At 41.4% G+C, this 19677-nt stretch carries 21 protein-coding genes, 1 other RNA gene and 1 pseudogene; 17 read left to right on the top strand and 6 right to left on the bottom strand.

Annotated elements, in window-relative coordinates; translation table 11 throughout:
- Positions 1 to 16: 16 nt before the first annotated feature.
- Complete coding sequence (locus P8596_RS12895; RefSeq protein ID WP_034759077.1) at positions 17 to 373, top strand: YidH family protein; 357 nt, start codon at positions 17 to 19, stop codon at positions 371 to 373.
- A gap of 43 nt (positions 374 to 416) precedes the next feature.
- Here P8596_RS12895 and P8596_RS12890 read toward each other — a convergent pair whose 3' ends face one another.
- Complete coding sequence (locus tag P8596_RS12890) at positions 417 to 677, bottom strand: hypothetical protein (protein WP_224519881.1); 261 nt, start codon at positions 675 to 677, stop codon at positions 417 to 419.
- A 169-nt stretch (positions 678 to 846) separates the two neighbouring features.
- Here P8596_RS12890 and P8596_RS12885 point away from each other — a divergent pair, with 169 nt between their 5' ends.
- Together P8596_RS12885 and P8596_RS12880 are read left to right on the top strand one after the other, a co-directional pair.
- Positions 847 to 1728, top strand: a complete 882-nt coding sequence (locus P8596_RS12885) for an NAD(P)-dependent oxidoreductase (RefSeq protein ID WP_224519883.1) — start codon at positions 847 to 849, stop codon at positions 1726 to 1728.
- A gap of 1055 nt (positions 1729 to 2783) precedes the next feature.
- Positions 2784 to 3305 (top strand): type 1 glutamine amidotransferase domain-containing protein, encoded by a 522-nt coding sequence (locus tag P8596_RS12880; RefSeq protein ID WP_279724083.1) that lies wholly within the window; start codon positions 2784 to 2786, stop codon positions 3303 to 3305.
- A gap of 58 nt (positions 3306 to 3363) precedes the next feature.
- Here P8596_RS12880 and P8596_RS12875 read toward each other — a convergent pair whose 3' ends face one another.
- Positions 3364 to 3660 carry a phage holin family protein gene (locus P8596_RS12875; RefSeq protein ID WP_051758260.1) on the bottom strand — a complete coding sequence of 99 codons (297 nt, stop codon included), beginning with the start codon at positions 3658 to 3660 and terminating at the stop codon, positions 3364 to 3366.
- A 189-nt stretch (positions 3661 to 3849) separates the two neighbouring features.
- On the opposite strand from P8596_RS12875, the gene P8596_RS12870 reads away from it, so the two are divergent.
- Both P8596_RS12870 and ssrS read left to right on the top strand, forming a co-directional pair.
- A complete protein-coding gene (locus P8596_RS12870; protein WP_034759086.1) occupies positions 3850 to 4287 on the top strand; it encodes a peptidylprolyl isomerase in 438 nt (145 codons plus the stop codon).
- A gap of 97 nt (positions 4288 to 4384) precedes the next feature.
- Positions 4385 to 4572, top strand: a non-coding RNA gene (ssrS, locus tag P8596_RS12865) — 6S RNA.
- Positions 4573 to 4821: 249 nt separating this feature from the next.
- On the opposite strand, the pseudogene P8596_RS12860 reads toward ssrS, so the two are convergent.
- Positions 4822 to 5462 (bottom strand): annotated as a pseudogene (locus tag P8596_RS12860) (MtnX-like HAD-IB family phosphatase).
- Positions 5463 to 5603: 141 nt separating this feature from the next.
- Positions 5604 to 5900, bottom strand: a complete 297-nt coding sequence (locus tag P8596_RS12855) for a DUF948 domain-containing protein (protein ID WP_224519888.1) — start codon at positions 5898 to 5900, stop codon at positions 5604 to 5606.
- A gap of 151 nt (positions 5901 to 6051) precedes the next feature.
- Here P8596_RS12855 and P8596_RS12850 point away from each other — a divergent pair, with 151 nt between their 5' ends.
- The 4 genes from P8596_RS12850 (at position 6052) to P8596_RS12835 (ending at position 11001) form a co-directional block, all read left to right on the top strand.
- Entirely contained in the window at positions 6052 to 6843 is a 792-nt protein-coding gene (locus P8596_RS12850; RefSeq protein ID WP_279724082.1) for an HAD family hydrolase, read from the top strand.
- Between the two features lie 162 nt (positions 6844 to 7005).
- Entirely contained in the window at positions 7006 to 7452 is a 447-nt protein-coding gene (locus P8596_RS12845; protein WP_279724081.1) for an SRPBCC family protein, read from the top strand.
- A 164-nt stretch (positions 7453 to 7616) separates the two neighbouring features.
- On the top strand, positions 7617 to 10196 hold the full coding sequence (locus P8596_RS12840) for a helicase-related protein (RefSeq protein WP_279724080.1): 2580 nt from the start codon (positions 7617 to 7619) through the stop codon (positions 10194 to 10196).
- A gap of 85 nt (positions 10197 to 10281) precedes the next feature.
- Complete coding sequence (locus P8596_RS12835; RefSeq protein WP_224519895.1) at positions 10282 to 11001, top strand: DsbA family oxidoreductase; 720 nt, start codon at positions 10282 to 10284, stop codon at positions 10999 to 11001.
- A gap of 115 nt (positions 11002 to 11116) precedes the next feature.
- On the opposite strand, the gene P8596_RS12830 is transcribed toward P8596_RS12835, so the two are convergent.
- On the bottom strand, positions 11117 to 12247 hold the full coding sequence (locus P8596_RS12830; RefSeq protein WP_279724079.1) for a CAP domain-containing protein: 1131 nt from the start codon (positions 12245 to 12247) through the stop codon (positions 11117 to 11119).
- 191 nt (positions 12248 to 12438) lie between these two features.
- Here P8596_RS12830 and speD point away from each other — a divergent pair, with 191 nt between their 5' ends.
- The 7 genes from speD to P8596_RS12795 all read left to right on the top strand — a co-directional run bounded on the left by speD (position 12439) and on the right by P8596_RS12795 (position 18050).
- On the top strand, positions 12439 to 13251 hold the full coding sequence (speD, locus tag P8596_RS12825; RefSeq protein ID WP_224519899.1) for an adenosylmethionine decarboxylase: 813 nt from the start codon (positions 12439 to 12441) through the stop codon (positions 13249 to 13251).
- A gap of 149 nt (positions 13252 to 13400) precedes the next feature.
- On the top strand, positions 13401 to 14198 hold the full coding sequence (locus P8596_RS12820) for a TIGR00266 family protein (RefSeq protein ID WP_224519901.1): 798 nt from the start codon (positions 13401 to 13403) through the stop codon (positions 14196 to 14198).
- Between the two features lie 269 nt (positions 14199 to 14467).
- Positions 14468 to 15562: a PRK06851 family protein gene (locus P8596_RS12815; RefSeq protein ID WP_254651592.1), complete on the top strand. Its 1095-nt coding sequence runs from the start codon at positions 14468 to 14470 to the stop codon at positions 15560 to 15562.
- 129 nt (positions 15563 to 15691) lie between these two features.
- On the top strand, positions 15692 to 15991 hold the full coding sequence (locus P8596_RS12810; RefSeq protein ID WP_224519903.1) for a rhodanese-like domain-containing protein: 300 nt from the start codon (positions 15692 to 15694) through the stop codon (positions 15989 to 15991).
- 72 nt (positions 15992 to 16063) lie between these two features.
- The gene (locus P8596_RS12805; protein ID WP_224519904.1) at positions 16064 to 16459 is read left to right on the top strand and encodes a DsrE/DsrF/DrsH-like family protein; all 396 of its coding nucleotides are present in this window, start codon (positions 16064 to 16066) and stop codon (positions 16457 to 16459) included.
- A 207-nt stretch (positions 16460 to 16666) separates the two neighbouring features.
- Positions 16667 to 17419 carry an exodeoxyribonuclease III gene (locus P8596_RS12800; RefSeq protein WP_279724078.1) on the top strand — a complete coding sequence of 251 codons (753 nt, stop codon included), beginning with the start codon at positions 16667 to 16669 and terminating at the stop codon, positions 17417 to 17419.
- A gap of 43 nt (positions 17420 to 17462) precedes the next feature.
- The gene (locus tag P8596_RS12795) at positions 17463 to 18050 is read left to right on the top strand and encodes a branched-chain amino acid aminotransferase (RefSeq protein ID WP_279724077.1); all 588 of its coding nucleotides are present in this window, start codon (positions 17463 to 17465) and stop codon (positions 18048 to 18050) included.
- A 36-nt stretch (positions 18051 to 18086) separates the two neighbouring features.
- Here P8596_RS12795 and P8596_RS12790 read toward each other — a convergent pair whose 3' ends face one another.
- Complete coding sequence (locus tag P8596_RS12790) at positions 18087 to 18641, bottom strand: hypothetical protein (protein ID WP_279724076.1); 555 nt, start codon at positions 18639 to 18641, stop codon at positions 18087 to 18089.
- 97 nt (positions 18642 to 18738) lie between these two features.
- Between P8596_RS12790 and P8596_RS12785 the strand changes: the two genes are divergently transcribed.
- Positions 18739 to 19653, top strand: a complete 915-nt coding sequence (locus P8596_RS12785; protein WP_279724075.1) for a phosphatidate cytidylyltransferase — start codon at positions 18739 to 18741, stop codon at positions 19651 to 19653.
- Positions 19654 to 19677: the final 24 nt, after the last annotated feature.

Below are 19677 nucleotides of genomic sequence, written 5' to 3'. Positions count from 1 at the left end.
TGAGGAAGTGAACAACATGAATGAAATAAATGAATCAAAATATATACAGCAGCACCTGGCTAATGAACGGACGTTCTTGGCTTGGATCCGTACAGCCATTGCCATAATCGGAATTGGATTTTTAACGACAAGTTTACATTTTAATTCCCTTCAAGGGAACCCTGTTCAAGACCGGATTGCCGCCGGAATAAGTGTGATTTCGATTTTCATCGGGTTTGCCATCATCATTGGCTCTACCATCAATTATTACAGGACAAGAAGACACATCAATACACAAACATTCGTGTCAGCAGATGTCTTTATCAAAATGATGACAGTAGTGGCCACCATCGTTCTTTTACTTGTGACTGTTTATTTCTTTTCATTAAATTAAATAAGCTGAACGCAAAAGGATAAATCCCTGCGTTCAGCTTATTTTAATCCTGTTTTTGTTCATTGTAGTATTGAACGGATGTCATGGCTCCTTCACTTACCATGGAGTTGTCTTCTATATTTGAAGGATCCGGATTTCCGCCTTTATCAACAGGTAGATCTTCTTTTCTTTTCTTTTTAAACTTCGTAACCAATCCTTCTTTCACATTGTGCAGCTGATTACGTTTTTCTTTCGATGATAGAATCCATCCAAGTGAACCAGCCGTAACGGTTGCACCAACAAGTAACGTTTTATTTACTTTCATATTCATTCTCCTCCATTCAAGTGATTCGTTTATTTAGTATGTTCTTTGTATTCCCGACGCACATGAATTTAAACATAGGGGAGGGGTGCCAAAATAATGAAGGAGTGGACAATCCTCTCAATATGGATGAAAATAAACATGGATGGTAGACAAAGAGAGGGTGGATGGAATGAAAAGACTGACGAAAGAGACGGTCATCGGATTTATTGGAACAGGAGTAATGGGGAAAAGTATGGCTGGTCATATTCTGGAGGCAGGATTTCCGCTGGTTATTTATAACCGCACAAAACATAAAGCCTCGGATCTCTTAGATCGTGGTGCAAAATGGGCAGACACACCAAAGGATCTAGCTGAAGCTTCAGATCTCGTGATCACGATTGTAGGTTACCCTTCAGATGTTGAAGAACTGTACCTTGGTGAGGACGGTATACTGCACCATTTAAGACAGGGATCGGTTGCCATTGATATGACCACTTCTTCACCGGCACTCGCAGATGCAATCTTTAAATCGGGGGAGGAGAAGGGCATATCGACATTGGATGCTCCCGTTTCGGGAGGGGATATCGGAGCTAAAGAAGCCAGGCTTTCCATTATGGTGGGAGGGGAAGAAAACACGTTCAATCTGGCAAAACCACTTTTGGAACTCCTGGGTACGAATGTTGTCTATCAAGGAAAACCAGGAGCGGGTCAGCATACAAAGATGTGTAACCAAATCACCATTGCTTCGAACATGATGGGAGTAAGTGAAGCATTACTTTACGCAAAGAAATCTGGCTTGGATCCAGACACTGTACTGAAAAGCATTACATCAGGGGCAGCGGGCAGCTGGTCCCTCAGTAACCTGGTTCCCCGCATGATCGAGCAGGATTATGCTCCAGGGTTTTACGTTAAACATTTTATCAAGGACCTTAAGATTGCCCTGCATTCAGCTAAAGAGATGGAACTCCGGACACCCGGTCTTGAACTTGCTCTCTCATTATATGAGCAACTTGCTGCAGAAGGCGAAGAAAATAGTGGCACTCAAGCATTAATCAAACTATTGGAAGCTTAGGATTAAAAGGCTGGGAAATATCTAAATTCATTCCCTCTAAAGATGAACATTCAAAAAAATAGTTAGGAACACTTGTTACACCGCTTTTGATTTCCTTGCAAGACTTCGCTTTTCTCGGGCGGAAGGCAAGCCTCCTCGTCACTGACGCTCCTGCGGGGTCTTCGTCTTGCACTCCAATCAAAAGCTAGATCCTGTTTTATACAGTGTATATAATTTAGCAATAATATTAAAAGTCCCGTTTCACCATGTTTGTAGTAATTCATACAAAGACTATTGTTTTCTAATGTTTGGCAATTGGGGTGGATCTTAGCAAAAGGGTCATTCACATCAGGTAAGTAAAAGTATTTATTTTATAACTCTAATCTGTTACTGAACCTAAAAGGATAAGAGTCGTTGTATGCCAATGGTGAAGCAATCTCATCGCTACACTGTTCTACACTGTTATAGTAAATCACTTACGCTTTGAAAGTTGATTGGAGTGGAAGGTGCTCGACTCCTGCGGGAAACGCTGGATAGGTGAGACCCCGCAGGGCTTTAGCCCGAGGAGGCTCACCGCCAGCCCCGCGGAAAGCGAGCACCTGGAGCGGAAATCAACCACCACTTGCTACATTAAAAGCAACAATATTTTCATAAACAGATAAATCCGAACGAATTCGATACTCAAAAAAATGAATCTCGAATGATCGTTCGGATTTTCTTTTTTACTATAGATTTTTCCGATGAAGTCAGATTCTTATTAACTACGCTATATGCCTGAAAGTAATGTCCACTTCCCTTTATATTTCAATCCAATATGGGAATAATAGGTGAGCATGCATTAATTTACTGAAAGTATGGTGATTATCTTGAAAAAAAATTCATTCAGGCAATTTTCCAGATTGATATACATATTTGGTACCATAATGACCGTGGTTGCCTTCTTTGTCTCCTATTTCCAAACGAAGACCATCATTAACGCGATAAAGAAATATAGTCCATACAATTAAGGTTATCGGTTGCAATATGGGTTGATTCCTTAGACAATAATCGTGTACATAATAGAGGAGGGAATCAAAATGAAGTTAGTCGGAAAAAAAATCATCCAATTGGTCAGTGCAGACTTCGAGGACCTGGAACTATGGTATCCGGTCCTGCGTTTGAGGGAAGAGGGAGCGACGGTTCATATTGTCGGAGAAAAGGCCAATGAGGAGTATATCGGCAAATATGGAGTGCCGATTGTTTCTGAATATGCATTTAAAGACATAAATCCGGAAAATTATGATGCCATTCTTGTTCCGGGAGGCTGGTCCCCGGATAAGCTTCGTCGGTATGAAGAGGTCATTGCCATGGTGAAATCCATGAATGAACGTAAGAAACCAATCGGCCAAATCTGCCATGCAGGATGGGTCTTGATTTCAGCGAAGATTCTTCAGGGTGTAAAAGTCACAAGCACACCTGGAATAAAGGACGACATGGAAAATGCAGGGGCTATCTGGATGAATGAACCGGTCGTGACAGACGGCCATATCGTTTCCAGTCGAAGACCACCTGATCTGCCTGATTATATGAGAGAATTCATTGACACGCTGGCTAAATAATGAAAAAGGACTGGCCGGGGGAACTCTGATCGTTCCCTGTAGGCCAGTCTTTTTTTCTTTATTTCTTCTTGTCTCTCTTATTTCGATCATTCACCCTTTCGAAAAAGGTCTGTTTGACTGATTGATGGGTGGTGATGGCAGCCCCCGTTGCGATAAATCCATTTGCGATCCCGTTAAAGTCAAATCCTAACGTCCATCCGCTCGCTCCAACACCCACCAGTAAAAGAATCCAGATGATGAGCCAGTCCGGGATATGGGGGGTCCGCTTCAAAGCATACCCAAGTACCCATAACACGGGAACGAGCACGGTGACTTGAGGATCAATGGAAATGCCGCTTAATAAGTTTTCAATCATTTGGTCCACTCCCTATAATGATAAATGACTTCTATATAGCTTATTCACACCCCCGGGAGCTTCATGACAACCAGTTACGCTGTAAGGAAAAATAAAAAGGATAGGGTACAGGCTAACCTTTAAAGTGACATGAGAAATGTTCAATGATATTATATTGATTGACCTATAATAAAAAAGGAGCTGTTTAATATGGCGAAAAAAGGATACATACAATTCCAAACAGGTGAAAAAATTGAATTTGATTTATTTCCAAATGAAGCACCTGGAACAGTGGCAAACTTCGAAAAATTGGCAAACGAAGGTTTTTACAACGGTTTAAGCTTTCACCGTGTCATCCCTGGTTTCGTAAGCCAAGGAGGATGCCCGAACGGTAACGGTATGGGTGGTCCTGGTTACACAATCAAATGTGAAACAGAAGGGAATCCGCATAAGCATGAAGAAGGTTCTTTATCAATGGCCCATGCCGGTAAAGATACAGGAGGCAGCCAATTCTTCATCGTACATGAGCCACAGCCTCACCTTAACGGCGTTCATACTGTCTTCGGAAAAGTGACTTCAGGGATCGACATCGCCAAATCAATGAAAAACGGCGACGTAATGGAGAAAGTCGAAGTATTTGATGCATAATTGTTGAGGGACGGACCTTGCTTCGTTCGCATCACTCTGAATCAACTAGAAGAAAAACAACAGTTGAAATAATTTAATTGATGTTGTATCATACTAATACAGGCTGCGTTGTTCGTAATCATAACGAAGTTTTAACCTTTAAACTGTAATAGGGAGTTTTACATCGAAGTTGGAATGTCAAGCCTCCACGACTGAGGACGACAGGAAACCTTCTGCAAACACCCACTTTGAGGAGTGGTGGTTTAAAACTTTCTTATATCACATTACGGCAACTGTGGCTCAAACCTTAGTATCTCAAGTCAGTTCCCAATCGGGGGCTGGCTTTTTTATTTTATTGCGTTAAATGCCAGCATCACCATAACAAGAACACTATTCAACCTAAAAAAGACTGAATCCAAAAATGATGGACTCAGTCTTTGTTTTTAGTATATCGAGGCCCCTCCCGTCCGTACATGGTTAAGTGTCCCGCAACAAGCGAATGTCCGGGAGAGGCAGATTAAGTGTATCATGCATGAAATAAAAGTGCAAAGTGGTTTACTTTAATACACCTCTATCTGTTAAATGACGGTCTATGTCATAGAAATCATTTACTTTAATAAATGGGGTCCCGCGTTCCTCAAGGATCCCCTGCAGTGCTTCCATGGCAAAGGTGACATCCGCCACCTCAGCCGGGTGGCTATCCGGCTCGCTATCACCGGCAAAGTAAATCGTCTCATACTCTTCTTTAAGCTCAGAAATCACTGTGGACTTGTCAATCTCATAACGCTCTGAGTAATGGGGATGATCCGGATCGATCTTCATGTGTACATTCTTTTCCATATAATAGCCTTCATTTGAGAAAACATTCACATCCGTGATTCCGTATTTTTGAAGAATATGGTGGATATAATAATCCGTTCCCGCACTGAGGATATAGAAATCCCCTCCTTGAGCCTGGACTTTACGGATGAAGGCAGTGACATGTTCATCGATTTCTAATGAATGGATATCCTCAATGATTTGAGTTTCGTCTTGATGAATCGATGAAAAGACGGTAGACAAAAAATCGATGTCCTTCATTTCACCAGCCTTCCATTTGGTAAATAAGGCCTCTCCTTCATGAAAATATTTCTCCATGACGAAATGGTTTTTGAAATGGTTCCATCGAAGTCTGAAACAAATGCCCATTTTTTCACAGCTTTTCCTCCTCGTAACGAATGTAGTCGATTGTATCATGAATACGTGGGGGGAGGAAAGGAACTCTATCAATCATAATAATATTATGTAAACTTTATGTGGAATAAAAATCACCCTGCATCAAGCAAGGTGACAGAACACTATCTTTTCATACTCTTAACAAATTCTTTTAATACTTCAGGCGTACGTTTTACCTCTTGGATGGTATCTGTAAAAGTGGACTTTTTATATTCGATATCATGTTGAATCTCTCCCTGGGTTTCCTGTAGCTGAGTTGATTCTGAAGAGATTTTTTCCATCCTCGATTGAATAGTGGCTACCCTTTGATTCATTTCATTCACAATGGGACGTGTGGTCTTGAGGGTCCTCATCAATGATACACCCAGCATAATCAGGGAAATGACAAATAAGGCAATGCTTGCATAAACGATCCACATATTGATTTCACCTCGTTTTACTCTGTTTTTAGTTATATTCCCTATTACTTTTGAAAATAACGCAATAAATTATTTTATCCTTCTGGTTTACTATTTCACATTTAGCTAGTAATCTAAATGATAAGTTGAATACGCTAAGGGAGAGATGAGAGTGATCAAAGCCATCCTGTTTGATTTAGATGACACTTTACTATGGGATTCGAAAAGCATTGAAGAAGCCTTCAAAGCAACGTGCCACTATGCACACCAGAAGGCGGGGACCGATCCAGAAGCTCTGGAGTCAAGCGTCAGGGAAGCAGCCAGGGAGCTGTATGCCACATATGATACATATGAGTTCACGCAGAATATTGGAATTAACCCTTTTGAAGGCCTTTGGGGGGATTTCCTCGATGAACATGATGAGAATTTCCTGAAGATGAAAGAAACCGTCCCTTCCTACCGCAAAGAATCATGGACCAGGGGATTGAATTCTATGGGTATCACGGATTCCGTATTTGGTGAAGAATTATCCGAGAAATTTCGACAAGAACGAAAACAAAGACCATATGTATATGAAGATACGTTCCTGGTTTTAAATGAAATGAAGGAAAACTACCAACTGTTATTATTAACGAATGGTTCCCCTCATTTACAAAATACAAAGCTCGATAAAACTCCTGAACTTCTCCCTTATTTCAAAGAAATCATCATCTCTGGGGATATCGGTAAAGGAAAACCGGATCCTGCCATGTTCCATCTTGCATTAGAGAGGCTGAAGCTTCATAAGGATGAAGTGATTATGGTTGGAGATAACTTAAACACGGATATCCTGGGGGCTTCAAGGATCGGTATCAAAACGATATGGATTAATCGACGGGGGCAAACACCACAAAAGGTTGTCCCGGATTATGAAGTGAAAGCACTGAAAGAAGTGCCCCGCATTGTCCGGAACATCATCAAATAACAAATAGAGAGGCTCCGATTTGTCGGTGCCTCTCTATTTAGTAGGTTCACCAGTCATAATGATCCATTCCCATTCATACTATTCATCAAAGTCCCGGCAACATATACGGGAAAAATGAGGTGAATGAGGTAATGATCTCATTATATAAAGGGGAGATGACTTATGGGGAATGGAATACATCAAGTGAATGTCCATGCATCGCGATCAGATGTATGGACTTTTATTCGTGATATGAATGCTTGGGCTCCACTAGTGCCCGGCTACAAGGAGCATACTATTTATTCCAATAATCAATCAACGTGGAAATTCACCGTTCATTACGGGATGGTGACAAAAAAGATCCATGTGAATGTGAGAATTACAGATTGGCAGGAACCATCTGAAGTGAAGTTCACGTTAAAGGGCGTAAATCAAAGGTTCACGGGTTCAGGATTTTTCAAAGCGGATGAAGTAGACACCTGTTTAACAAGAATGACAGGAAGCTTATCCATTGTATCCACAAGCCCTGTTGCAAAGATGCTTCAACATGCATTCGATAAAATGGTTGCCGAACTTACCAGGGATTTAACGATTGCCGTAGGAGAAGCCATTGAAAGAAGTGAAAATTGATTCGCGTCAACCTACACCTGAACTCCCAATTAGTCATGATAGAAGTTTTGCATATGTGATATAATGACTTATTTGAGCAAGTGATTTGTTAGATGGAGAAGAAATACATACACTATAAAATAAATAGTAGCGGAATCTGTATTACGATAAAAAGGGGTCTTACCATGCAAAAGCTTCACATACTTCGAGAAGAAGCAATAGAGGAAACGAAACGAAAAATCGAGGAGGATATGACACTTTTCCTGGAGAAACACGAAAAATGTCCTTCATTTCAGGATTATTTGAAGGAAAGGAGTGCTTTCTTTCATCAAATATGGCTGAATATTTGGCTTAATAAAGTAACCAATGATGTCTTGCGGAGTCATAAAAAAGCATTTTTGCGAGATAAAGGGTACGATATTGAAGGTACGGATAAAAAATTGATCAACAAATTGTTCCGGAATGAAATCAGAGAGTATCAACCTTTCCATATTTTAAACTGGATACAGGATCATCCTATATCCGAAGAAGATTGGACTAAAAGACATCGTGAAATCCGCAAAACATTTGTGAAGAATCAAGAAGAAAAAAAGAAGGCTGTCCTTCAAAAAGAGAGTCAAAAAAAGATTCTTTCTTTCATCAACCAACAAATGGACAAGATAGAGACTCATTGGTATGTGGAATTGCGATTTTTATTCGCCAATAAATGGATGAGTGATATCCGGACCAAAACCAAATTCCGATCGGTTGAACCGTATATGTTGGAAGTGAAATTAGAAGAAGAAGGACGCTATACAAAGGACTCCTTTGTCACCGTTTCCGATTTTCTTACCGAATTCACAGGTTCGATTCACAAAAAGAGTGAGCATTGGGATGGACATGTGTGGGAATATGAAACCTATTTCTATCCCTATGAACGCTTTGTCTTTTATCACACAGAGCAGGTGGTTTATCGGTCTTTATCCGAGCTTATGCCCGAAGAATTAAGGAAGGGATATGAGATGGTGTACGGCCAGGAACTTACAGAAGAAAGGCTGAGCTGGCTCAGTCACCATTTTCTCCTGACGCTGAAATCCAACTTTTTCAGCATGATTCAAGAGGAGTATATGGATGATTTATACAGACTGACAGAAATTCCTTTTGATACAGATGTTCATCTTTCATTATATGAAAAAGATCTCAAGAAGCGCGAGGAAAGAAAAGCAGCTGAACTCGCTGAATTAAAACGGAAGCAAGAGGAAGAGGCACGAATACTGGAAGAAATCTTCGGACGGGAATATAGCCCTTCGTTCAGAGGTGATATCCATTATATCCTTCATATCGGTGAAACCAACACAGGGAAAACGCATCATGCAATCAGCCGAATGAAAGAAGCCAGAAGCGGTATGTATTTGGCCCCCCTCCGTTTACTCGCTCTGGAAGTATTCGATAAATTGAATGCAGACGGCGTCCCGTGTAATCTGAAAACAGGCGAAGAAGAGAAAGAAGTTCCTTCTGCACACCATGTTTCATCAACAGTTGAAATGTTTCGTGAAAAAGATGAATATGAAGTGATCGTGATCGATGAGGCCCAAATGCTTGCCGATCAGGATAGAGGATTCTCCTGGTATCGTGCCATTACGAAGGCGAGAGCCAAAGAGGTCCATATCATCGGGAGTGAAAACGTCCGGGATCTATTGATGGGATTGGTGGGGGAAGGCAACGTCGAGATTCATCATTACAAAAGAGACATCCCCCTTGAGGTCGAATCAAAAGAATTTCAATTGAGACATGCTAAAAAAGGAGACGCAGTGGTTTGTTTTTCAAGGAAGAAAGTGTTGGATACCGCTTCAAGATTACAAAATAATGGACATAAAGTCAGCATGATCTACGGAAGTATGCCTCCTGAAACAAGGAAGAGGCAGATGATGCAGTTCATTAAAGGGAAAACGAATATGATTGTTGCGACCGATGCAATCGGGATGGGACTGAACCTGCCGATACGCAGAATCGTCTTCCTGGAAACGGATAAATTTGATGGGACGAGGAGGAGAAGGCTGACTTCACAGGAAGTTAAGCAAATTGCCGGCCGGGCAGGGAGAAAAGGAATTTACAATGAGGGGAAAGTAGCTTTCTCAAAGGATATTAAGGTGATGAAGCAGCTCCTCGAAAAGCCTGACCAAGCCCTCGAAACATTTGCCATCGCCCCAACGAGTGGTGTGTTTGAACGTTTTCAAAGACATTACCATGACATGGACACGTTCTTCTTCTTATGGGACAAGTTCAAAAGTCCATTCGGCACGGAAAAAGCGACCCTTTTTGAAGAAAGGGAACTATATGAATTAATTCGGGGAACTGAAATCGAGGCTAAACTTTCATTAAATGACCTATACGGCTTTCTCCATCTTCCTTTCTCCAAGAAGGAAACACAGTTAACGGAGCAGTGGCTCCAGTGCATGCAAGCGATTGTAGAGGGTGAAGAACTGCCTGAACCACAGTTGAAGAGTACGAACCTAGAGCAAAAAGAAGTTTCATATAAAGCTGTCGGGCTTCATCTATTATTTTTATACCGATTGGGCAGACAGACGGAAGCTTACTATTGGGAACGGATCAGGAGTGAAATTGCCGATGGTGTTCACGAAAGCCTGCGGACAGAAGTCACAAGTTTAACACAGTCGTGCAGGCAATGCGGAAAAAAACTTCCTCCGAACTTCGGTTTTCCTATCTGTGATCGCTGTCATGCTGCGAGGGTTAAAAGAAGGACGAAGGGGAAACCGCGATATTAGTGAATCGTGAGCAAATCATATGTAAGATGAAAGGTTATGTGATACGATCTAGTACGAACTGAAAACGATGATTGAGGTGGTAAGATTGAAAATTGAAGTATGGTCAGATTATGTATGTCCATTCTGCTATATAGGAAAACGTCATTTAGAGAAGGCTCTGGAGCATTTCCCTCAGAGGGATACTGTTCAAATTGAATTTAAAAGCTTTGAACTCGATCCCGGCGCTCCGGTCAACACAGAATATAGTATTCAAGAACTCCTTTCCAAAAAGTACGGAACATCTCTTGAGGAAGCTAAAAACATGACCGATGGCATGAGCCGGCAAGCAGCCTCTGTGGGACTTGATTTCCGGTTTGACTCAAGCATACCGACTAATACGTTTGATGCCCACCGCCTGACTAAATATGCGAAAACAGCAGGGAAAGAAGCAGAGATGACTGAAATCCTGTTATATGCCCACTTTACTCTTTCTAAACATATTGGTGACAAAGAAACGCTCGTGGAATTAGCGAAACAGGCTGGACTGGATGAAGCGGAGACGGTTTCCGTCCTTGAAGGCAGTGATTTCTCAGAAGAGGTTCGCCGGGATGAGGAAGAGGCGAGGCAAATCGGTGTCCAAGGTGTGCCGTTCTTTGTTATCAATCGTAAGTATGCCATTTCAGGTGCTCAACCAAGTGATGTATTTTTGAATTCCATACAAAAGGTGTGGGAAGAGGAAAATGAACCTTCAGCTCTTCAGCCCCTTGGAACGGATGGAATGGCATGTGATGAAAACGGATGTGAGATTCCTCCATCCAAGTCATGATCCTTACAGTGCACATTCAATAAACCAAAAAAACAAGCGGGAGAAAGCACCCGCTTGTTTTTTTGGTTTTCATGAAATTCCAGCGGCCATGGGCGGCAAGGCGCTGGAGATATTGTCAGTTACTATAAAAATTCTCTGTATAATAAGGCTGGGACTTTTCGTTAAAGGCTACCCCTATACCTAAATGTTCGTAGTGTGGCTGGAGGATATTTTCTCTATGACCTTTGGAATTCATCAGTCCTTCGTGGGCGAAAATCGAACTTAACTGACCGTAGGCGAGGTTTTCCCCAGCAGTGCGAAAGGCTACCTGATCTTCTTCCATGCGATCAAATGGTGACTGACCATCAAGGTTCGTGTGACTGAAATAGTCCTGTTCCACCATATCCAGACTATGTTTACGTGCTGTATCCCTCACTAGACTGTCCCATGAAAGGACATTCAGTCCTTTCTCTACACGGGTGGCATTCGTAAGGTCGAACAGTTGGAATTCAAACCCTTCTTTCAATTCAGAGCTTGCCTTGGTATAGAAGTTTTTCTTATTCGCTTCCAGGTTCCCGTCAATGATCTGGATGGCGGTGACGGTATCATTTTCATGCTTATCATAAAAGATCGTCACATAGCTCCCATCGATCTGGTACACATCCTGTTCCCCATTATTTTGCAACTGATATAATGTCAGTCCTTTCCGGATATTGGTCAGTGGCTCACCCAGTTCATTCTGTACCACCTCTTTGGAAACGCCCATCTTGATCCCTGAATCAGAGGAGAGAAGATCTTGATTGGTGAACAGTCCATTAACCTGTTGGTTTTGATCATAGGAGACCATGAAGAAGTTCCGGTAATTTTCATGATAGGCATACCATGAAACCCCGTATTCATTGCTGGATTTTCTCTTGGCATCGCCGACTTCTTCCTCGACACTTTTTTTGGAATCCCCGAGTTCAATATTATAGATAGAAAACGTTTGATCGCTTGGGACTGTTAAAGCCGGCTTCTCCACAGGGTCTTCTTTCTTCGTATCATTGGTGTTCTCGAGGTCACGGAACGACTCGTCCAGCTTTACCAGGAGCAGGTTCACTTCCTGATAGAGTTGATCAAAGGCATCCTGAACCTTAGGGTTGTTCTTCATTTCTTCGATTTTGGAGAGGACAGTGTCAAAACCTGACGCTTCCACTTTCTCTTCCCAGACGGGTTTTGATATATAGGCAACCACAATAATCATGATAAGTATAAATAATCGTCTCAAATGCTAACACTCCATTCTACCTTCCATTGTATCCAAAATAATATAGAAGTAAAAAGAGAAAGGCTACTCTCTTTGCTCAGTACCCATTCTACACCATTTTCAATCAGTTCTGCCTGTTTTAGTTTGGATGGCTCTGGGTAAGATAATTAAATAGGGTATCTTCACCATTTACATAAAGGGGGAAAATAGCAATGAAATTATCTCATGAAGAACGGATTCAACTGCATGAATTCAATAACTTAACGAAGTCGTTGAGTTTTAATATGTATGATATCTGTTATACAAAGACCCGTGAAGAACGGGAAGCCTATATTGAATACATTGATGAGCAATACAACGCCGATAGATTGACGAAAATCCTCACCCATGTTTCGGATATCATCGGGGCACATGTACTGAACGTATCGAAACAGGACTATGTTCCCCAGGGGGCAAGTGTCACCATCCTGGTATCGGAAGGGCCGATTGTCGAAGTGCCGACGGAGCATTTTGATGAATCACCCGGTCCTTTGCCTTCAACTGTGACGATGCATCTTGATAAAAGCCATATTACGGTCCATACCTACCCGGAGTATCATCCACATGAAGGGATCTCTACATTCAGGGCAGATATCGATGTTTCTACATGCGGGGAAATTTCTCCCCTGAAGGCATTGAATTATTTAATTCACTCCTTCGACACCGATATCATGACAATGGATTATCGCGTGAGAGGATTCACCAGGGATATTAATGGAAGGAAACTATTCATCGACCATGACATCAATTCCATTCAGAATTATATTCCGGAAGAAATTAAGGATGAGTATGACATGATCGATGTGAATGTCTATCCTCAAAACATCTTCCACACAAAATGTAAATTGAAAGAATTTGATTTGAACAATTACTTATTTGGCTATACAAAGGACAGACTGGAAGAGAATGAGGTCGACGAAATTACAGACAAACTAAAAATGGAAATGGATGAAATCTTTTATGGTAAGAATATTCCCCGACCGTAAAAGTAATCATTGAAACCCCCTTTGCGATCATATGCGCAAAGGGGGTTTCTTCATGATTTCTAATTATTATGAAAATGGGATTTGAGAAGGGAAATCCCTCCCTCTTGAAGAATAGGTAAATATGCATGTTTATAGAGGAGGAAAAAGGAATGAATTCACATGAAATAGAATACAAATTGCACGGGGATGATATGCAATTTGTCGAGATAGAATTAGATCCGGGAGAAAGTGCAGTGGCTGAAGCTGGTGGCATGATGATGATGGAAGATGGTATCGGTATGGAAACAATCTTTGGTGATGGCTCTCAAGGAGGCGGGACTGGAGGTTTTCTTGGGAAGCTTGTGGGAGCAGGAAAACGTATATTGACAGGGGAAAGCTTATTCATGACCGTCTTCACCAATGAGGGAATGGGAAAAAAGCATGTATCTTTCGCAGCTCCTTATCCGGGAAAAATCATTCCGGTCGATTTAAGTGAATTAGGCGGTAAAGTGATTTGTCAAAAGGATGCCTTTCTTTGTGCGGCTAAAGGAGTGTCTGTCGGAATCGATTTTCAAAAGAAATTGGGAACCGGCTTCTTTGGTGGAGAAGGTTTCATTATGCAGAAACTTGAAGGGGACGGTTTAGCCTTTCTTCATGCAGGGGGGACGATTTATAGAAGAGAGCTCCAGCCGGGGGAAGTGCTGCGGGTGGATACGGGTTGTTTAGTGGCCATGACAAAAGAAGTGGACTACAACATTGAATATGTCGGCAAAATCAAGTCGGCTTTCCTTGGTGGAGAGGGTCTGTTTTTTGCTACTGTCCGTGGACCGGGTACGGTATGGATACAGTCTCTTCCGTTCAGCCGGTTAGCGGAACGGATCTATGCAAACGCTCCAGGTGGAGGGCGTTCGACGGGTGAGGGAAGTATACTTGGTGGAATCGGGGATTTCCTAAACGGAGATGATTGATTCACGTATAATCATATAAAAGAGCATTTCCATTCGTGGAAATGCTTTTTTTTACGTGCAAGCCGCTTCCGCTTTTGTTTCATCCAGCTCCAGCGGCTAGAGGCTCGAGGTCATAAGGTGAACATGCCAAAAAGGCAAAGGGCGCCTTTCCAGCATGTTCATCTTATGCTGGTCGCCTCTGTTCAAGCCGCTTCCGCTTTAGTTGTGGGTATTCACCTATTTAGCTCCCGCTTCATATGTTTAAATAAATGATGTGAAAGGGTGATTTCATGACAGGGAAGATTCGTCATTACTATGCTGGAGGGAATACGGCAAAAGGATTCTACAGTCTATATGATTCAGTACTCGATGGATTAGAGCGGATATATATCTTAAAGGGTGGTCCTGGAACAGGTAAATCCTCATTGATGAAAACGATTGGAAAACGTTTTGAAGAAAATGGGTTAAACGTGGACTATTTACATTGTGCTTCCGATAATCAATCCATCGACGGTGTTCTCCTCCCTGAATTCGGTGTGGGGATTGTAGATGGGACAGCTCCTCATATTATTGAACCAAAAGCACCCGGTGTGATCGAAGAGTATGTGAATGTAGGAGTGGCATGGGACCGTGATGAACTGACCGGGCACAAGGAAGAAATCCTTGCCTTAAATGATCACATTGCCTCACTCTTTCAGAAAGCTTATCATACCTTTGCGTCATCCCTGAGTGCCCATGATGACATTGAAGACATCTACATTGCGAACATGGACTTCGAAAAAGCCAATGAATTGACAAACGAGTTAACTTCACTCTTTTTTGAAGAAAACAGCCTTCCTAAATCCTCCACAGTCAAACATCGGTTCTTGGGTGCCGCTACTCCTGATGGGGCAGTTGACTACATTCAGAATTTAACGGAGGATGTCGGGAAGCGCTACTTTATCAAAGGGCGAGCAGGTTCCGGAAAGTCAACGATGTTAAAGAAAATTGCTTCTGCTGCAGAAGAGAAAGGATTTGACGTAGAAGTTTATCATTGCGGATTTGACCCCAATAGTCTTGATATGCTGATCATCAGAGAAAAAGGGATCGCTATATTTGATAGCACAGCACCACATGAATATTTTCCTGATCGGGAATCAGACGAAATCATCGATATGTATGAAAGATGCATTACCGAGGGGACAGATGAAAAATATGCTGTCGATATCGAACGGACGACAAAAGCTTATAAGGATAAAATGAATGAAGCAATCTCATATCTAAAAGAAGCTAAGAAGCTTCGTGAACAACTCGAATCCATCTATATAGGGGCCATGGACTTTGCAAAGGTGAATATGATTAGAGAAGAGATCTTTCAGGAAATAAGTGAGTATATAAAGAAGTAGTGTGTAGAGGAAAGGGCCATGCGTGGTGATCATTATGTCATCACGTTTTTATTTGGTTGACAAAATACCCATGCAGGTATATTATATGTACATACAGTTATTCATATCAGAGAATTGGGAGGAATCATTATGAAAGAATTAACCGCAAAACAAGTTGAAGAATTAGTAACTGAAGGCAATCAATCTTTAAACATAATAGACGTTCGTGAAGATGAAGAAGTCGCTTCAGGAATGATTCCGGCTGCTAAACATATTCCGTTGGGTTCGATTGAAAGTCGTATGGGTGAGTTAGATAAGACGAAAGAATATATCATGGTATGCCGTTCTGGAGGAAGAAGTGGACAAGCTTCACAATTTCTTGAGAGTCAGGGGTTCAATGTCATTAATATGACAGGTGGAATGATGTCTTGGGAAGGTCCTACGAAATAATCTTCTTTATTGAAACCACATGGGTCACAACAAAAATAAGAAGAATAAAACCGAAATCTGGAGGAATGGAAAATGAGTAAAAAAGTAGCGATCATCGCAAGTAACGGTGGATTATTTGATGCGTATAAAGTATTTAATATTGCAACTGCGGCGGCAGCCACCGATCAGGAAGTAGCCATTTTCTTTACATTTGAAGGATTAAATCTTATCCATAAAGAAGGTCACAAACAGCTTCCGATGCCCGAAGGAAAAGAACACTTCCAAGAGGGATTTGCCAAGGCCAATGTACCCGGTATTCCCGAGTTAGTGGAAATGGCACAAGAGATGGGGGTTTCCTTTATTGGTTGCCAAATGACGATGGATGTAATGGGCTTGGATAAAGAAGCATTTGTGGATGGAATCGAAGTGGGTGGAGCAGTCACATTCCTTGAATTCGCAAAGGACGCAGATGTCACATTAACATTCTAATCCATTGAAATAAATCAGTATAAACGATAAAAACCATGCGGAAGCATGGTTTTTATTATGCAAAAGTTTCAACGGAAGGACATAGTTATATTGAAATAGTATTGGGTAAAACGGTATGTTATATCAGTATAATGAATAACGTGTATTGATTTTATGGTAGGATAATAAGGGATGAAAGTTATGTATAAAGGAGTTAAATAGATTACTATGAAATTAGTATCATGGAATGTAAACGGAATTAGAGCGTGTGTGAAAAAGGGGTTTTTAGATTATTTTCACAGCATAGATGCAGATATTTTCTGTCTTCAGGAAACCAAGCTTCAAGAAGGGCAAATCTCCTTGGATTTAAAGGGGTACCACCAATATTGGAATTATGCTTTACGGAAGGGATATTCAGGCACTGCCGTGTTCACTAAAAAGAAACCTATGACAGTCTCGTATGGTTTCAATCAAAATCATTTGGAACCTGAAGGGAGAATCATTACATGTGAATATGGTTCTTTTTACTTGGTGAATGTCTATACACCTAACTCGAAAAGAGATCTTTCGAGGATCAAGGAACGTCTTGAATGGGAGGATGCCTTGAGAGACTATCTCTCGGATTTGAATCTTCATAAACCGGTCATTTTTTGCGGTGATTTAAATGTTGCGCATACGGAGATTGACCTGAAAAATGATAAGTCAAACCGTGGAAATTCAGGTTTCACCGATGAAGAAAGAGGGAAAATGGGACTGTTGCTAAAAGAAGGCTTCGTCGATAGTTTTCGCTATCTATACCCTGAAAAGGATGACGCTTTCAGTTGGTGGTCCTATATGAGTAAAGTACGTGAACGAAATATCGGCTGGAGGATTGATTACTTTATCGTCTCCGAACAATTAGCCCCTTCTATAGCAAAAGCCGAAATTCACTCGGATATTCACGGAAGTGATCATTGTCCTGTATACTTGGAGTTAGAGTAGTACATAAAGGAAATATAGAAGTAATCCATGTGGAGGGAATTGAATGTTACAGAAAAGAGTACAGCAGTATGTTGATGAAATGAAAGGATCAGACATTCCTGTTCACTTGTTTAAACAAGAGAGAGACTATGTGTTGAATCACGGTTTACTGGATGCTGACGAGGTTGCCGTCCCGGAAGCGGATTCACGTTTTCGGGATGCATATATCGAGCGTTGTGATAAAGAAACCGAAGAACTGATCGGGGAAGAATCTGATGACTTTCTGGGTCAGCACATGACTTATTTGAAAGAACATAAAAACGAGTTCATTTACCTTGAATCCAAATGGTTCGCTTTGATTGGAGTGGACGCCGTTTCTGTGGAAGTGGATGACGTATTTGGTACATATGATGCGATGTTGGGGTTAAAACTGCAAAAGAAGTATCTGAGTCAGATAGAGAGTTATTTAGACGGGTCTCTTGAAGGTGAATCATCTTATGATCTGTTGTTTAATGGAGAAGATGGGTTATGGGACTTGAATTTCACTTTGAATGACCACTGTGATTTTGATGAAAGTCAGACCATGCTTACGGTTTACGAGCTTATTTATGATTTTCTATTCAACCTTCTTCAAACTGTGGATGAGTCCTAAAAGAACGATCCCTCTCGAACAAATCCGAGGGGGATTTTATTTTGCCCTTTTTTGTTTGACCGGCTCGTAATCGAACAACTTTCCTTCATAGACCAGGTGGAATTGGGGGTGCTTTCTGAAATCTTCCGGAGTGATCAGCGCAGGCAGCTTATCCCAAAGTTTGATACCGGAACGTTGAAGAATCTCTGCTACGAACTGGGAACAAAAGTAGGAGTTGCTGAATTCGACAGGCTCATTCATGGATACACCGAACACCCCAAGAATATTATAGAGGAATTTTTTGCGGCTCCTTTTAAAGACGTTTAATACCCGCTTCATTTTTTCAATATCCCTATCCGTTACCTCCAATTGATAAATTACGCAAGTGGTATGTGGATATTTGCTGTATGTTCCATGAAAGATATCCTCTCTGACAAATCCTCCATTTATGGGGTTGTTAGGATGTTTCCGGCCAAAGCTGTATAACTCGGTCAGTTCACGGTCGAAGGAAATGGACGCATGATTGTATGGGGCTTTTGTGTACTTTTTGATGGACTTTGTAAACAGGGTTCCTGTATCCGTCAGTAAAATAAAAATATATTTACTCTCCATAGCTCATTCCCTCTTTTAAAGTAGTAGAATTTCCCATATGCTTAATTATACAATAAATGCACCGTTTGAATATGGTCATTTGAGGAGGGGGATGAAAATGGATTCGGCCATTTGGACTTTATTTATTATTTTTTCAGGATTGGTCATTGTCAACGTCTTGTTTTTACAAATAAAAAGAAACCAAAGGGGAAAAGACTTCTCCGGGATATCTCTAAGAGTGAAAGCATGGTGGGGAATGTTCGTGGTATTTTGTTTGGCGACTTTATTTAATCCTGTTATATCCATGTTTTCGTTAATGGTTCTATGTTTCTTTTCCCTCAAAGAGTATTTCTCCATGATGAAGACACGGAAAGCCGACAGGCGGATATTCTTATGGGCTTATGTATCGATCCCGATTCAGTTTTACTGGATCTATATAGGATGGTATGGCATGTTCATAGTGTTTATTCCCGTTTACGTATTTCTACTGCTTCCCCTGCCCCGGCTTTTAGGAAAAGGGACACTCGGATTCCTGCGCTCCGTAAGCTCAACCCAATGGGGGATTATGCTGATGGTGTTTGGTTTAAGTCACCTCGCATATTACCAGATTGCAAGCCCTGAATATGGGGCTAATCTTGTCCTTTTCCTGGTCGTGCTAACCCAGGTGAGCGATATCGTTCAATTTGTTGTCTCCATGTATATCGGAAAGAGGAAGGTGGTTCCTACTTCAAATCCGTACATTACATGGGAAGGGTTTCTATCGGCGATGGTGGTTACAACCGGAGTGTCATATTTCTTGTATCCTTTTTTAACCCCCCTTGACATTCGATTTGGCATTCTGTCTGGGCTCATCATCAGCATCAGCGGTTTTGTTGGAAGCTTGACAATATCCGTATTGAAGCGTGACCTTCTCATCGGCAATCAAGAAAGAGTAGCTGCGCTAAAAGAAAGCTACCTCAATCGTGTCGACAGCCTCGCTTATACATCGCCCATCTTCTTTCACATCATTCGTTATTACTTTGACTTTATGTGAAAATAACAGAGGGACGGACCTTGT

This window comes from Rossellomorea sp. DA94, assembly GCF_029834455.1.
Taxonomy (GTDB): domain Bacteria; phylum Bacillota; class Bacilli; order Bacillales; family Bacillaceae_B; genus Rossellomorea; species Rossellomorea vietnamensis.
Note: the sequence above shows the minus strand (reverse complement) of the source record. Positions and strands in the feature narration are given on the sequence as shown.

What these genes read in the sequence shown, in the direction of transcription:
- P8596_RS12895 (WP_034759077.1), top strand. Translation starts at nt 17, where the DNA reads ATGAATGAAATAAATGAATCAAAATATATACAGCAGCACCTGGCTAAT.
- P8596_RS12855 (WP_224519888.1), bottom strand. Translation starts at nt 5,900, where the DNA reads ATGTGGATCGTTTATGCAAGCATTGCCTTATTTGTCATTTCCCTGATT.
- P8596_RS12790 (WP_279724076.1), bottom strand. Translation starts at nt 18,641, where the DNA reads ATGGAGAGTAAATATATTTTTATTTTACTGACGGATACAGGAACCCTG.
- P8596_RS12870 (WP_034759086.1), top strand. Translation starts at nt 3,850, where the DNA reads ATGGCGAAAAAAGGATACATACAATTCCAAACAGGTGAAAAAATTGAA.
- P8596_RS12880 (WP_279724083.1), top strand. Translation starts at nt 2,784, where the DNA reads ATGAAGTTAGTCGGAAAAAAAATCATCCAATTGGTCAGTGCAGACTTC.
- P8596_RS12805 (WP_224519904.1), top strand. Translation starts at nt 16,064, where the DNA reads ATGAGTAAAAAAGTAGCGATCATCGCAAGTAACGGTGGATTATTTGAT.
- P8596_RS12810 (WP_224519903.1), top strand. Translation starts at nt 15,692, where the DNA reads ATGAAAGAATTAACCGCAAAACAAGTTGAAGAATTAGTAACTGAAGGC.
- P8596_RS12820 (WP_224519901.1), top strand. Translation starts at nt 13,401, where the DNA reads ATGAATTCACATGAAATAGAATACAAATTGCACGGGGATGATATGCAA.
- P8596_RS12815 (WP_254651592.1), top strand. Translation starts at nt 14,468, where the DNA reads ATGACAGGGAAGATTCGTCATTACTATGCTGGAGGGAATACGGCAAAA.
- speD (WP_224519899.1), top strand. Translation starts at nt 12,439, where the DNA reads ATGAAATTATCTCATGAAGAACGGATTCAACTGCATGAATTCAATAAC.
- P8596_RS12840 (WP_279724080.1), top strand. Translation starts at nt 7,617, where the DNA reads ATGCAAAAGCTTCACATACTTCGAGAAGAAGCAATAGAGGAAACGAAA.
- P8596_RS12885 (WP_224519883.1), top strand. Translation starts at nt 847, where the DNA reads ATGAAAAGACTGACGAAAGAGACGGTCATCGGATTTATTGGAACAGGA.
- P8596_RS12890 (WP_224519881.1), bottom strand. Translation starts at nt 677, where the DNA reads ATGAAAGTAAATAAAACGTTACTTGTTGGTGCAACCGTTACGGCTGGT.
- P8596_RS12800 (WP_279724078.1), top strand. Translation starts at nt 16,667, where the DNA reads ATGAAATTAGTATCATGGAATGTAAACGGAATTAGAGCGTGTGTGAAA.
- P8596_RS12795 (WP_279724077.1), top strand. Translation starts at nt 17,463, where the DNA reads ATGTTACAGAAAAGAGTACAGCAGTATGTTGATGAAATGAAAGGATCA.
- P8596_RS12785 (WP_279724075.1), top strand. Translation starts at nt 18,739, where the DNA reads ATGGATTCGGCCATTTGGACTTTATTTATTATTTTTTCAGGATTGGTC.
- P8596_RS12845 (WP_279724081.1), top strand. Translation starts at nt 7,006, where the DNA reads ATGGGGAATGGAATACATCAAGTGAATGTCCATGCATCGCGATCAGAT.
- P8596_RS12875 (WP_051758260.1), bottom strand. Translation starts at nt 3,660, where the DNA reads ATGATTGAAAACTTATTAAGCGGCATTTCCATTGATCCTCAAGTCACC.